Origin of the sequence: Actinocatenispora thailandica, from assembly GCF_016865425.1 — a bacterium.
Classification (GTDB): Bacteria; Actinomycetota; Actinomycetes; order Mycobacteriales; family Micromonosporaceae; genus Actinocatenispora; species Actinocatenispora thailandica.
In genome coordinates this window covers 3,013,404-3,027,273 of sequence record NZ_AP023355.1, presented here as the reverse complement: position 1 = coordinate 3,027,273, position 13,870 = coordinate 3,013,404, and the positions used below count along the sequence as shown (strand labels likewise).

Here is a 13,870-nt window from a genome sequence, read left to right as displayed (position 1 = left end):
CGAGGCCGGCGAGACACCACCCGTGGCCTTCCCGGTTCACTCGCGCAGACGCGCTCATTCCGCGCTCCCCTCCGCGAACTCGCGCAGCACCTCGCGCGCGATGACGGTCTTCTGGATCTCGTTGGTGCCCTCCTCGAACCGCTGCGCCCGGGCATCCCGGTACACGCGTTCGATCGGGCTGGTCGACCAGTAACCGATGCCGCCGTGGATCTGCAACGCCCGGTCGGTGACCCGGGTGAGCATGTCGACCGCGGTCAGCTTCGACGCCGAGGACAGTACGGCCGACTGCGGGCTGCCGGCCTCCCACTCCCGCGCGGCGTGCAGGGTCAGCGCGCGGGCCGCCTCGATGTCGGCGGCGTTCTCGGCGATCGCGAAGCTGATCGCCTGCCGTTGCGCGAGCTTCTTGCCGAAGGTCTCCCGCCGCAGCGCGTGCGCCATGGCCAGCTCGTGCGCCCGCCGGGCCAGCCCCACGCAGCTCATCGCCACCGAGATCCGGCTCGGCTGCAGGAACCCGCCGAGCGCGACCTCCAGCCCGCGACCCTCCTCGCCGAGCCGGTTGCCCACCGGCACCGGGGTACGGTCGAACGTCAGGTGCGCGTGGTCGGTGCCCCGCACCCCCATCGTCTCGGCCATCTCCTCGACCGTGACACCCGCGGCGTCGCGGTCGACCATCAGCGCGACCGTGCCGTCCTTGCCGGTGGTCCCGGCCAGTCGGGCGAACAGCAGCCACCAGTCGCAGTTCACCCCGAACGTGATCAGGTGCTTCTCCCCGGACAGGAAGTACGTGTCGCCCTCCCGCGTCACGCTGCACCGCAGGTCGGCGCCGGTACCGGCGGTCGGCTCGGTCAGCGTGAACGCGGCCCGCTTCTCCCCGGCGATCACCGGCAACACGAACCGCTTGCGCTGCTCGTCGGTGGCGAACTGGTCGATCGCCCGCCAGATGCCGTTCACCACGTGCACGATCATCCGGATCGAGGCGTGCGACATGGAGAACAGCTCCATCAGCTCCAGGTACCGGGAGAACGGCACCCCGCGCCCGCCGTACTCGACCGGCGCCGCAAGCGACAGGTAGCCGCGGTCCCGCAGTTCGGCGAACACCGCGTCCGGCACCTCGGCGTCGCGTTCGATGCGCTGCGCCCACCGCTCGGCCGGCCCGGCCACGTAGTCGGCCACCTCGGCCTTGAGCGCGGCGAACTCGGTCTCGTCCACGACACCGGTGGTGGTCGGGAGTTCGTTCTGGGTCACGGTCGTACTCCTCGTCGCAGGGGGCTGGCTGGTGGGCGGCGTCACCGGGCACCGTCCCGGTCCGGGCGCAGCGCGCGGGCCCGCTCGCGCAGCAGGAACTTCTGGATCTTGCCGGTCGGGTTGCGGGGCAGCTCGTCGACCAGCTCCAGCCGCTCCGGCCAGTACGTCTTCGCCACCTGGTGGGTGTTGAGGTACTTCTGCATCGCGCCGAAGTCGAGGTCGGCGTGCGGCGCCAGGACGACGAACGCGCAGGCCCGCTCGCCCAGCCGGGGGTCGGGCATCGCGACGATGGCGGCCTCCGCCACGGACGGATGCTGGTAGAGCAACTGCTCGATCTCCGACACCGGCACCTTCTCCCCGCCCCGGTTGATCACGTCCTTGACCCGGCCGGTGATGCGGATGTACCCGGACTCGTCGATGATGCCCAGATCCCCGGTGCGGAAGAAACCGTCGCCGGTGAACGCGTCCGCGGTCCACTCCGGATGGTCCAGGTATCCCTCGAAGAACGTCGGGCTCTTCAGCTCGAAGTTGCCCTCGACACCGGCCGGCAGCTGCCGCCCCTCGTCGTCGACGATGCGGATGGTGATGCCGTCGAGCGCCCGACCGTCGGTACCCCAGGTCTTCGCCGGCTCGTCGCCTGGCGCGGCGAGCGTACCCAGGCACGTCTCGGTGGTGCCCCAGGCGCCGCACACCGTGGTACCGAGGATCCGGGTGGCGCGCTCGGCCAGGCCGCGCGGTACCGCGGCGCCGGTGGCCACGAAGACGCGCAGCGACTCCGGTGCCCGGTCGCCGTCCTCGACGCCCTTCACCAGATCGGCGAGGAACGGTGTGGCCGCCTGGACGAAGCTGACCCGGTGGTCACGCATCGCCCGCAGCGCCCGGGACGAGGACCACTGGCCCTGGATCACCTGCGGGGCGCCGAGCACGAACGCCAGCCACATCCCGTACAGGAAGCCGGTCTGGTGCGCGAGCGGCGACGGGATGTAGACGCAGTCGTCCGGGCCCAGCCCCAGGTGCCGCACCTCCATCAGCGCGGCGGTGGTCAGCGAACGGCCCCGCATCAGCGCCGCCTTCGGCTCCCCGGAGGTACCGGAGGTGAACAGCAGCTGCGCCGTCGCGTCCGCGCCGGGCCGCTGTGCACCGAGCCGGGTCACGTCGATCGTCACGTCCCGCAACAGCTCGGGGTAGCTGTGCCAGGCGGCGCTGCCGCCCTCGGGCAGCCGCAGCCGGTCCGCATTCGCGTCGCTGGCCGGTACCACGATCACGTCGGTCAGCGCGTCGAGACCGGTACCGGCGCCCGGCGCGGCGTCGTCCACGCTGCCGGACATCCCGGCGCCGAGCAGCGCCGCCACCTCCTGGCGGTGGTCCCGGCCGCGGAAGGTGTCCGGCACGAACAGCACCTTGGCCCGCGACCGGCGCAGCGCGAAGGCCATCTCACGTTCCCGGAAGATCGGCATCAGCGGGCAGCAGACCGCACCGATGCGCAGCGTCGCGAGCGCGATCACCACGAACTCGAACCAGTTCGGCAGTTGGAAGGCGACCCGGTCACCGCGCTCGACGCCGAGATCGAGCAGCAGCGTGGCAACGCGGTCGGCCTGCTCCATCAGCTCCTGCCAGCTGTGCGTGTGCATCGCACCGGGCCGCACGTCGACCACCGCCGTGGCGTGCGGCCGTTCGGTGGCCCACCGCTGCACCCATTCGCTGATCGGTACCTCCGCGGAGGCGGGCGCCTTGCGGCTGCGGGAGCGGCGGGGCCGGCCGGTACCGCTGCCGTCGGCGACCGACATCTCGATCCCGATGCCGTTCATCGCGGTGAGGAACTGCGGGTAGGAGATCCGGTACGCGTTGGGGTAGGTGAGGCTGGACCGGCCCGCCGCGCGGGAGGCGGCGACCGCGAGCGACATCAGTACCCGATGGTCGTTGAACGACGACATGCTCGCGCCGGTCAGCCCCGGTACCCCGTGCACCCGCAGGGTCGCCTCGGCCAGTTCCAGCCGGCCGCCCATCCGGTTGAGCTGCAGCATCGCCGACGCCCGGTCGGACTCCTTGAGCCGCGCGTGCCCGACGTTGCGCAGCACGGTGGTCCCGCGGGCGAAGGTGGCCATCGTGGACAGCACCGGCAGCATGTCGGGCAGGTCCCGGCAGTCGACCTCGGTGGCGTTCAGCGGTGCGCCGTCGTGCCGGACCCGGACCGCACCGGCGGCGGCGTCGTAGTCCAGCGTCAGGCCCATCCGGTCCACGATGGACAGCAGGTCGGCCTCGGGGTGGTCGGTGTCCGCCGCGGCGGTGCTGGTCATCCCGTGGAACAGCACGTCGGAGGGGTGGATCGCGGCGGCGGCCAGGCCGAACGCGGCCGAGCCGATGTCCGGCGGCAACGTCACGGTGGCCGGTACCGCCTGCTGGTTCGGCTCGATCGTGAAGGTGCGCCAGTCGTCGGCGACGTCGACGGCCAGCCCGAACCGGCGCATCATGTCGACGGTGAGCCTCAGGTAGGTGCGTTCGTTGAGTTCGCCCTCCACCTCGATGACGGTCCGGCCGGTGGCGAACGGCGCGAGCAGCACCAGCCCGGAGATCCACTGGGACAGCGTGCCGGGGATCCGCACCCGGCCACCGGTCGGCCGCTTCGGCTGTACCTGGATCGGCGGGCAGCCGTCGGCGGACGACAGGCTCACTCCCATCTGGGTCAGCGCCCGCAGCAGCGGCGCGACGGGGCGGCGCTGGAAGTACTTCTGGCCGGTGACGGTGACCGGCGCGTCGGCGAGCGAGGCGAGCCCGATCATGAAGTACAGCGTGGTACCGGAGCTGCCGGCGGTCACCGTCTCGCGCACCGGGTGGTATCCGCCGCCGTGCACCACGAAGGTGTCCCCGCCGATCTCGACGCGGACCCCGAGCGCGCGCAGCAGCTCCACGGTGTAGTGCACGTGGTGCGCGTCGGACAGACCGCGCACGGTGCTGGTACCGGGTGCGAGCGAGGCCAGGATCAGCGCCCGGTGCGCGTGGTACTTGGAGTTCGGAACGACGACCTCACCGGTCAGTGGCTCGCTCGTCCCGGCGACTGACAGATGCACGTGACCTCCCAACGAACCGCCTGCAAGCGGAAGTCGCAGGTTGGCGCGGTGTCTGCGGTCGTATCGACTTGTGCCGCACTCGAACACAGCCGAGCGGTCGGGAACCCTCGCGCCACCCGAATCGGTGCTGCGGACATCCCCTACGGGCCCGTAACCTACGGCCCCGTAGATCCGGTTCGGAACTTACACCCGCCCGGGTCGGTTACCAGGCAGTACGGGCATGTGTCTGCTCAGTAACAAGAGTCACACCAATTGTAGTGATAATCCACGCTCGGCCGAATCGTTGAACTTCGTCCTTTTCCCCGTACGGCGGGCCGTCTACTCCGCGTGCCGGTCCAGGAAGGTGTACACGTCGGTCTCGTCGACGCCGGGGAACGTGCCGGGCGGCAGCGCGGCGAGGATGTGCGAGTGCGCCCGGGCCGACGGCCAGGCGAGCTGGTCCCAGCGCCGGGACAGCTCCGCCGGTGGCCGCCGGCAGCACTCCCCGTCCGGGCAGGCCGACCTCGCCGTGTTCGTCGTCTCCCGCCCGCGGAACCAGCGCGAGTCGGCGTACCGGACGCCGAGCGTGATGGCGAAGTTGCGGTCCCGGCTCGGATCGACGTACGCCGCGCACCAGTGCGTGCCGTTCGGTTTGTCGGTGTACTGGTAGTGGATCGAGAACCGGTCCGGCGCCGCGAACACCTGCCGGCCCGACCAGTACCGGCACATCCGCTGGCCCTCGATCGCGCCGGTGGCGTCGGTCGGGAACACCAGCCCGTCGTTGGCGTACGCCTTGTAGATGATCCCGGACTCGTCGTTCTTGGTGAAGTGGCAGCGCAGGTCCAGGTGCCGGGTGGCGAGGTTGGTGAAGCGGTGCGCGGCCATCTCGTACGAGGTGGCGAACACGTCCCGCAGGTCCTCCACCGACAGGTCGCGCGCCTTCTTCGCCTGCCGCAGGTAGGGCACCGCGGCCGACTCCGGGACCAGCACCGCGGCGGCGAAGTAGTTCGCCTCCACCCGCTGTCGCAGGAAGTCGGCGAAGTCGCGCGGCTGGTCGTGACCGAGCAGGAAGTGACCGAGGGTCTGCAGCAGCACGGTGCGCGGGGTGTGCATCCCGAAGCTCGCCCTGGCCAGGTAGATGCGCCGATGCCGCAGATCGGTCACCGACCGCACCGAGTGCGGCAGGTCCGCGACGTAACGCAGGGTGAAACCGGCGTGCGACACCAGCGCCAGCAGCAGGCCCTCGGAGACCGCGCCGCCGCCGTACCCGGCAGCCTCCAGGGACTGGGCGGCGAGCCGCTCGATGCCGGCGAAGTAGTTGTCCCGCTCGCGCATCTCGGTGCGCAGCGCGGCGTTCGCGATCCGCGCCTCCTCCGGGGTACCGGTCGGGCGGGCGTCCCGCCGCTTCAACTCCCCGTACAGCCCGACGAGGTGCTCCAGGACATCGGTGGGCACCCGGCGGGAGACCTGCAGCCGGGGCAGCCCGAGCGCCGCGTACAGCGGGTCGCGCTGGGCGGCGTCGAGGGCGAGTTCGAGTTGGGCGCGCCGGGTGGGCGGCTCGCTGGACAGCAGGTCGTCCAGGGCGCAGCCGAGTTCCCCGGCGAGCGCGGTGAGCAGTGACAGCTTCGGCTCGACCCGACCGTTCTCCAGCATCGACAGCGCGGACGGGGACCGGCCGACCCGCTGGCCGAGCTCGGCGAGGGTCAGCCCGGCCCGGCCGCGCAGGTGCCTCAAGCGCTGCCCGAAGGTCGCCAGATCGAGCTCCGCGGTGAAACTCTGATCTTCTTTCGACTGCAACTTCGGCATCACTTCACTCTAGCTGAAATTCTGCAGATCTTCAGCTCACATTCGGCTGGGGTCGCCACCCCCGCGGCCACAGACTCGTCGGTATCGCGAGGCACCGTCCTCGGTTCGCCCGCGACCGGCAGCCACGCGGCGGGCCCAGCGATGTGCAACAACGCGTCGGCGATCACCAGCGCACCTGTGGCAGGAGGCAGCGACATGTCGACCACGAACACGCACACCCCGGAGTCCGGACAGACCCGTACCGCCGCGACGGCGCAGAGCAAGGCGGCCCAACTGGAGCGGCTCTGGCGGACCGACCCGCGGTGGTACGGGGTGACCCGTGACTACACCGCCACCGACGTGGTGCGGCTGTGCGGATCGGTGCAGGAGGAGCACACCCTGGCCCGCCTCGGCGCCCGCCGGCTGTGGCGGCTGCTGCGCTCGGAACGGTTCGTGCCCGCCCTGGGCGCGCTGACCGGCGGCCAGGCGGTGCAGATGGTCCGAGCCGGGCTGCAGGCGATCTACCTGTCCGGCTGGCAGGTCGCCGCGGACGCCAACCAGGCCGGCCAGACCTACCCGGACCAGAGCCTGTACCCGGTCAACTCGGTGCCGACCGCGGTGCGCCGGATCAACAACGCGCTGCTGCGCGCCGACCAGATCGCCTGGGCCGAGCAGCAGACCGAGGGCACCGAGGACGCCGACACGCAGGTGCACTGGCTCGCGCCGATCGTCGCCGACGCCGAGGCCGGCTTCGGCGGGCCGCTCAACGCCTACGAGCTGATGAAGGCGATGATCGCGGCCGGTGCCGCCGGGGTGCACTTCGAGGACCAGTTGGCCAGCGAGAAGAAGTGCGGGCACCTGGGCGGCAAGGTGCTGGTGCCGACCGGGCAGCACATCCGTACCCTCAACGCGGCGCGGCTGGCCGCCGACGTGGCCGGGGTGCCGAGCGTGGTGATCGCCCGGACCGACGCGCAGGCGGCGACGCTGCTCACCTCCGACGTGGACGAGCGCGACCAGCGCTTCGTCACCGGCGAACGGACCGCGGAGGGGTTCTTCAAGGTCGACAACGGACTGGACGCCTGCGTGGCTCGGGGTCTCGCGTACGCGCCGTACGCGGACCTGCTGTGGATGGAGACCGGGACGCCGGATCTCGGCGTGGCGCGCAAGTTCGCCGAGGCGATCAAGCGGCAGTACCCGGACCAGATGCTCGCCTACAACTGCTCGCCGTCGTTCAACTGGAAGCGGCACCTCGACGACGAGACGATCGCGAAGTTTCAGCGTGAACTCGCCGCGATGGGGTACTCGTTCCAGTTCATCACGCTGGCCGGGTTCCACGCACTCAACCACTCGATGTTCGACCTGGCCCGCGGGTACGCGCAGACCGGGATGAGCGCGTACGTGACGCTGCAGGAGGCGGAGTTCGCGGCCGAGGCGGAGGGCTACACCGCCACCCGGCACCAGCGCGAGGTCGGCACCGGCTACTTCGACCTGGTGTCGACGGCGATCACGCCGAACTCGTCCACCACCGCGCTGTCCGGATCGACCGAGGCCGAGCAGTTCGGTAGCACCGAGAAGGCGCCGGCCGCCTGAACCACCGAGCCCGTCTGAACCGAACCTGCCCGGCCCGCCGGATCCGTTGGGGCCGCGGATCCGCTGGGGCCACGGACCCGCTGGGCCGCCGGCGCCACGCCGGCGGCCCGACGGCGCGGACACCCGGCGCCCGCCCGGCCACGGGACGACCCCGTTGCCGCCGGACACGCCGACGCGAGCGCCGCCGGGATGCTGTACTGGGCGCACCGACCCCGGGAGGCGAGCGTGCACGTACTGGGCATCGACATCGGCGGCAGTGGCATCAAGGGGGCGCCGGTCGACGTCGGCAGCGGCGAACTGGTCGGTGAGCGGTTCCGGATCGAGACACCGCACCCGCCGACCCCGGACAACGTCGCCGACGTGGTCGCGCAGTTGGTCCGGCACTTCGACTGGAACGGTCGGGTGGGCGTCACGTTCCCCGGCGTGGTCAGCCACGGCGTCATCGGTACCGCGGCCAACCTCGCGCCCTCCTTCGTCGGGGTCGACGCGCACGCGCTGTTCACCAAGGCGACGGGCCGGCCGGCGACGGTACTCAACGACGCGGACGCGGCGGGCGTGGCCGAGATGCGGTTCGGCGCCGGGCGCGGCCGGCCCGGCACGGTGCTGCTGCTCACCTTCGGTACCGGTATCGGCAGCGCCCTGTTCGTCGACGGCCTGCTCGTGCCCAACACCGAGTTCGGCCACCTGGAGATCGACGGCCACGACGCGGAGAAGCACGCGTCGGCGGCCGCCCGGGAACGCGCCGACCAGAGCTGGTCGCACTGGGCGCACCACCACGTCCGCCGGTACCTGACTCATGTCGTGGCGCTGCTGTCGCCGGAGCTGGTGATCATCGGCGGCGGGGTGAGCAAGAAGGCCGACAAGTTCCTCCCCGAGCTGGCCGAGGTACCCACCGAGTTGCGGCCGGCCGAACTGCTCAACGAGGCCGGCATCGTCGGCGCGGCGGTCGACGCCACCACCCGCTGACCCGTCCGGGGTACCCGGGACGCGTCGGACATACGACACCCGAACGGGTCGTTCATGACACTTCGTATCCGACGATCACCCCGCCGCCAGCGTGGTGTGGCGCGGCGCCGGATCCACCACGACGCTGAGTGATCGAGACGACGGTCAAGGTGTCCTGCGCAGGACACCGGAGCGCGGCACGAGCAAGCACGATTGCGCCAGGCGGCACGGTTGCCGCCGACGACATCCCAGCGGGTCACCGGGGACCTGCGGAAGGAGCGCACGCGCCATGCCGACCGTCGAGACCGCAGCCGTTGCGGCTGCCACGTACGTGGCGCTGTTCGCCGGCCACCATCTCGGTGACCACCCCTTGCAGAGCCCCGCCGCCGCGGCCGGCAAGGGCGCGCCGAGCCTGCCCGAGCTGGCCCGCGGCGCGCCGCCGTGGCGGGGTTGGAGCTGGTGCCTGCGGCACGTGCTGGTCTACACCGCGGTCCAGGCCGCCTGCCTCGCGTTGGTCGCGATGGTCGCGCCGGTCGGCCTGCTCGGGGTGCTGGCCGCGCTGGCCGTCTCGGCGAGCAGCCACGCGGTGATCGATCGGCGCTGGGTGGTGCAGTGGTTCCTCGCCGCGAAACGCGCCGACGACTGGTCGGAGGGGCCCTACCTGGTCGACCAGTCGCTGCACCTGGGCCTGCTGCTGGTCGCGGCGGTGGCCGCGGCGGGTGTGCGGACCCTGGCGGGTCTGGTCGCGGTGGCCGGCGCCGGCGCCGTCCTGGTGGCCGCCGGGCTGGTGGTCGAGCGGCGCCGGGCCGCCCACGCCATCGCGCCCGCCGCGGTGTCGGCACCGCGATGACACGTCCGGCGCCGGCCCCGCGACGAGCCGCGGGTCGGCGCCGGACGCTCCGTACTCAGTGCCGGGTGACCGCGCCGGTCCTCGGGTCGAGGATCAGCGGCCGGGTGTCCGGCCGGCGCCGGAAGTCCAGCATCCCGGCCAGGCTGCCGGCCCGGCTGTCGAACGAGTGGTCACCGATCCGCCCGGTGTGCCAGTTGTCCTCGATGAACCGCAGTACCGAGGTCTGGTCGGTGCGGGTGTGGTCGACGTGGTTGCGCTTCGCGTACGGCGAGAGCACCAGCAGCGGCAGCCGCGGCCCGTACCCGCACCGGTCGGCGTACCCGCCGGCCGACGACCTCGCCGTGCAGGCCGCCTGGTCCTGCGCCGAGTCGCTCGACCCGTTGATCACGGTCGGCGCGACGTGGTCGTACCAGCCGTCCGAGTCGTCGTAGGCCAGCACCACCGCGGTGGACTTCCAGTCCTTGGAACGCTGCAGTTCGTTCAGCGTCTTCACCACGAACTGCTGCTCGTCCAGCGGGTCGGAGTAGCCGGCGTGCCCGTCCTGGTAGGCCGGCGCCTTCAGGAAGCTGACCGCGGGAACGTTGTTCGCGGCCACGGCGGCGTCGAAGTCGCTCATGTCGTACTGGTGGTTGGCCTGGTCGGTGTGGCCGATGGCCCGCACCGACGACGGCGGCAGGTGCTTCGGGTTCGAGGTCGACTCGTAGTACTGGAACGGCTCGTGGTGTGGGCTGTAGTCCACCACCTGGTTGCCGCCCACGTTGGCGTGCGTGGCGCCGCAGACCGCGTACCCGTTGGCGGTGCCGGTCGGCCGGAAGCCGCCCTGGAACCAGCCCCAGGTGACTCCCTTGGCGTTCAGCTTGTCGCCGATGTTGTCCCCGGTCATCACCGCGAGGTTCTCGTCGGCGGTGTGGTTCTTGTCCGAGCAGTCGTCGAACGCCGGGTCCGGGTCGTTGATGACCGTCCCGACTCCGTCGGCGTCCGGCGAGGCCACCACGTACGAGTCGGAGGTCTTCTCGTGCGTCACCGGGTCGACCGCGTAGCCGCCGTGCGTCTGGCCGGAGACCAGGTTCAGCGCGCCCGGCGTGGACGGCCCGTACGTGGTGTTGAACGAGTTGTCGCTCATCGAGTACCGCTGGGCGTAGTTCCACATCGCGGTGACCGTGTTGCCGTCGTAGTAGTCCATCACCAGGCCCGGCTCACCGAACAGGATCGGCTGCCCGGTGCAGGTGTCGGTCTCGGTGTACTCGACGAACTTGTCGGCCTTGCCACCGTCGTAGGCCTTCTGCTCGGCCCCGTAACCGTGGTTCTGGTCGCAGGTCATCGCCTGCGACGGGGTGAGCCGCTTCGGGTCGTACTGGTTGGGGTTGTCGGTCAGCAGGTCGTGCGACAGGCCGTCGACCGACGGGGTGTGCCGGGCGGCGTGGAACGGGGTGCCGTCGGTGTTCGCCGCGTGCGGGTAGGTGCCGAAGTAGTGATCGAACGAGATGTTCTCACCGAAGATGACCACCACGTGCTTGATCGGCGTCGCGGTGTGCACCGGCTTGTGGCCGTGGCCGTGGCCGTGCCCGGCCCAGCTGACCGAGGTACCGGCGACCACGGTCACCGCGGCGATGGCCGCCGCGGTGACGACCGCCAGCTTGGCGGTACGGGTTCGGATGCGGGCTTTCACGCCCACTCGCCTCCTTGCGCGGAGCGGAAGGCCGGCCGGGTCGGCCGGCGGAACCCGGTGGTCCGGGCACCGCCCGCACTCTGACGGGCGCCGATGGCCGCCGCACCAACGCCGGTTGGCCGGCGGGTGAAGACGCGGTCAGTCCACAGTGGACGTCACGCGAGCAGCGCGCTGCCGTAGCGGTCGCGCCGGTCGCGCACGCCGGGCAGCACGAAGAAGTACCCGCCGCCGAACGGCGTGATGTAGTCGACCAGCGGTTCGTCGATCAGCCGGGTCTGCACGGCTTCGAACTGCGCCGCGAGGTCACGCTGGTAGCAGAGGAACAGCTGACCCATGTCCAGGTCGCCGACCGCGTCGACGCCACGATCGTAGTTGTACGGCCGGCGCAGCAGCACCGATCCCGCGGTCTTCGCGGTCCGCGGGTTCGCCCGGCGGATGTGCGAGGTCAGCGGGATCGCCGCACCGATCGGATCCTTCGCGTACTGCGGGACGTCGCGTTCGTGGGTGCCGTCCAGCGGGGCGCCGTTGTCCCGGCGGCGGCCGAACAGCAGCTCCTGCTCGGAGGTGGAGACCCGGTCCCAGAACTCCAGCCGCATCCGGATCAACCGCACCACCTGGTAGCTGCCACCCCGCGTCCAGCCCGGTTCGCCGGACTCCCGACCCAGCCAGACGACCCGGTTCATCCGGTGCGCGTCGGAGGTGTCCGGGTTCGCGGTACCGTCCTTGAAGCCCATCAGGTTGCGCGGCGCACCGGACGGGCGGGGCGGCGGGATGAAGCCGTCCATCTTCCACCGGATCTGCATCCCGCCGCGGGTGGCGCGGGTGACGTCGCGCAGCGCGTGGATCACGGTGTCCCGGTTGGGCGCACAGAACTGCACGCTCAGGTCACCGTGGCACCAGGCCGGATCCAGATCGTCGTTCGGGAACGTGCGCATCGGCCGCAGCTGGCTGGGGCGCCGGTCAGCCAGCCCGTACCGGTGGTCGAACAGCGAGGCGCCGACCCCGACGGTGACGGTGAGCCGGTCCGGCGGTACCTGCGGGCCGAGGATGCCGGAGTCGTCCGGCGGTGCCGTGATGCCCGGGTTGGCCGGGGTACCGCCGGCGGTCAGGAACCTCGCCCGTTCGGTCATCGTGGCGAGCAGCTCAGCCAGCTGCGCGCGGTCGGCCGCCAGCACGTCGAACGAGACGAACGTGCTGTGCGCGGGGGCGGCGTCCACGACGCCGGCCTGGTGCGCCCCGTGGAAGGCGATGTGGTCGGGTGCCGCCGGTTCGTCGGCGTGCGCGTACTGCTGGGTGCCGAGAGTGGCGCCGACCCCGGCCACCGCCCCGGCACCGACGCCGATCGCGCCGGTCAGCAGCTGCCGGCGGGGCCACCGCGGCTCGCTCATCGATGTTCCTCCTTCAGCACGACGCCGGCCGGACGCCCGCTCATCCGGCCCGCCGTACCTGGGCCAGCGCGGCGATCGGGGCGAGCCGCTCCAGCGCCGCACCGGTGGCGCCGTCGATCGCCCGGCGCTGCGCGGCGGACAGCTCGTCGACCGGCGTCCAGTCGCCGTGCCGCTGCTGCGCGTCCAAGAGCGTCCGCAGCCGGCGCAGCGCGGCGTCCGCGCCGGAAAGACCGCGGTAGCGCGACTTCAGCACCGGACGCAGCGCGTCGAGCACCGCGTCGGTCCCGTCGACGTTGGCCCGGGCGGTGGCCAGTGTGGTGCCCGAACCCTGGTCGGCTTCGCCGGTCAGCTCGAACTGCAAGGTCATCTCCAGGATCTCGTGCGCGCGCAGCGGCAGGTCGTTCGGATCGACCCGTTCGGTACCGAACTTCTCGACCAGCTTCGCCACGTCCGAGTCCAGCGCGCCGGCCGGCGCACGCAGGGTGCGCAGCGACTCGCCGTGCCACAGGCCGTACTCGACGCGGTGGAAGCCGGTGAAGCCCGGATCGTGCACGCCCTTCGGCAGGCCCGCGGGCAGCCGGTCGATCGCGTCGGCCAGGTCACCGAACGTCCCGTACGCCGCGCCGAGCCGCTCGTAGTCCAGGTGGGCCGGCAGCCACGCCCGCCGCGCCGCGGCCCGGTCGCCGGAGCGGACCGCGCTGTCCAGCCGGGCCACGTCGCGGCGCAGCGCCGGGAACGCGTGCTGCACGTACGACCGGTAGGTGGTCACCGAACCGCGCAGCACCTGCTCGTCGACCGGGACCACGGCCGGCGCCCCGCGCTTCGGGCCGTCGGTGACCGTGACGGTCGGGCCGGTGATCGCGTCAGTGTCCTCCGGCAGGCAGCGGAACGCGTACCGGCCGCGACCGAGGGTGACCTGCATCGGGCGGGTCGAGCCGGGGCCGAGGTTCTCCAGTTCGGCGTAGACGGCGCCGTTGGCCGGATCGACCAGCTCCACCTCGGTGGTGTTGATGCCGACGTTGTGCACCTGGAACGTGCGTTCACCGCCGTGCGGATCGTGCCATTCGGTGCCGCAGCCGGACCGGGACACCGTCAGCGCCACCTCGCCGCTGTCGTGCCGGGTGCACCCCGCCATGGCGAGCAGCGCCATCGCGGCGACCACCGCCGTCCGTCGCCCGCGCCGCACCGCCACCGTCCTTCGTCCCCGTTCGCCGTCGGTGCCACAGCCTAGGGTCCAGGGTCGTGCCGCGGCACCCCCACGACCGTGATGTTCACGGCCCGGCCATCCGCCGATCACCCGGCCACGGTGAAGCCGTCGAACACGCCCAGCCCGACCGTCGCCGCCTGCGCG

Annotated in this window: 9 protein-coding genes; 3 read left to right on the top strand and 6 right to left on the bottom strand. The window is 71.8% G+C overall.

Annotation, left to right across the window (positions count from 1 at the left end):
• Positions 1 to 54: 54 nt before the first annotated feature.
• The 3 genes from Athai_RS13395 to Athai_RS13385 form a co-directional block, all read right to left on the bottom strand.
• Complete coding sequence (locus Athai_RS13395; RefSeq protein WP_203961795.1) at positions 55 to 1,245, bottom strand: acyl-CoA dehydrogenase family protein; 1,191 nt, start codon at positions 1,243 to 1,245, stop codon at positions 55 to 57.
• Positions 1,246 to 1,286: 41 nt separating this feature from the next.
• Positions 1,287 to 4,313 (bottom strand): 3-phosphoshikimate 1-carboxyvinyltransferase, encoded by a 3,027-nt coding sequence (aroA, locus tag Athai_RS13390; protein ID WP_203961794.1) that lies wholly within the window; start codon positions 4,311 to 4,313, stop codon positions 1,287 to 1,289.
• A gap of 318 nt (positions 4,314 to 4,631) precedes the next feature.
• The gene (locus tag Athai_RS13385; protein ID WP_203961793.1) at positions 4,632 to 6,098 is read right to left on the bottom strand and encodes an XRE family transcriptional regulator; all 1,467 of its coding nucleotides are present in this window, start codon (positions 6,096 to 6,098) and stop codon (positions 4,632 to 4,634) included.
• 195 nt (positions 6,099 to 6,293) lie between these two features.
• Here Athai_RS13385 and aceA point away from each other — a divergent pair, with 195 nt between their 5' ends.
• The 3 genes from aceA (at position 6,294) to Athai_RS13370 (ending at position 9,462) form a co-directional block, all read left to right on the top strand.
• The gene (gene aceA, locus Athai_RS13380) at positions 6,294 to 7,667 is read left to right on the top strand and encodes an isocitrate lyase (protein WP_203961792.1); all 1,374 of its coding nucleotides are present in this window, start codon (positions 6,294 to 6,296) and stop codon (positions 7,665 to 7,667) included.
• Between the two features lie 189 nt (positions 7,668 to 7,856).
• Positions 7,857 to 8,633: a polyphosphate--glucose phosphotransferase gene (gene ppgK / locus Athai_RS13375; protein WP_203961791.1), complete on the top strand. Its 777-nt coding sequence runs from the start codon at positions 7,857 to 7,859 to the stop codon at positions 8,631 to 8,633.
• Positions 8,634 to 8,901: 268 nt separating this feature from the next.
• On the top strand, positions 8,902 to 9,462 hold the full coding sequence (locus Athai_RS13370) for a DUF3307 domain-containing protein (RefSeq protein ID WP_203961790.1): 561 nt from the start codon (positions 8,902 to 8,904) through the stop codon (positions 9,460 to 9,462).
• Between the two features lie 55 nt (positions 9,463 to 9,517).
• Here Athai_RS13370 and Athai_RS13365 read toward each other — a convergent pair whose 3' ends face one another.
• The 3 genes from Athai_RS13365 to Athai_RS13355 all read right to left on the bottom strand — a co-directional run bounded on the left by Athai_RS13365 (position 9,518) and on the right by Athai_RS13355 (position 13,705).
• Positions 9,518 to 11,131, bottom strand: a complete 1,614-nt coding sequence (locus Athai_RS13365; RefSeq protein ID WP_239156912.1) for a phospholipase C — start codon at positions 11,129 to 11,131, stop codon at positions 9,518 to 9,520.
• 155 nt (positions 11,132 to 11,286) lie between these two features.
• Complete coding sequence (efeB, locus tag Athai_RS13360; RefSeq protein ID WP_203961789.1) at positions 11,287 to 12,519, bottom strand: iron uptake transporter deferrochelatase/peroxidase subunit; 1,233 nt, start codon at positions 12,517 to 12,519, stop codon at positions 11,287 to 11,289.
• Between the two features lie 40 nt (positions 12,520 to 12,559).
• Positions 12,560 to 13,705, bottom strand: a complete 1,146-nt coding sequence (locus tag Athai_RS13355) for an EfeM/EfeO family lipoprotein (RefSeq protein WP_203961788.1) — start codon at positions 13,703 to 13,705, stop codon at positions 12,560 to 12,562.
• Between the last annotated feature and the right edge of the window lie 165 nt (positions 13,706 to 13,870).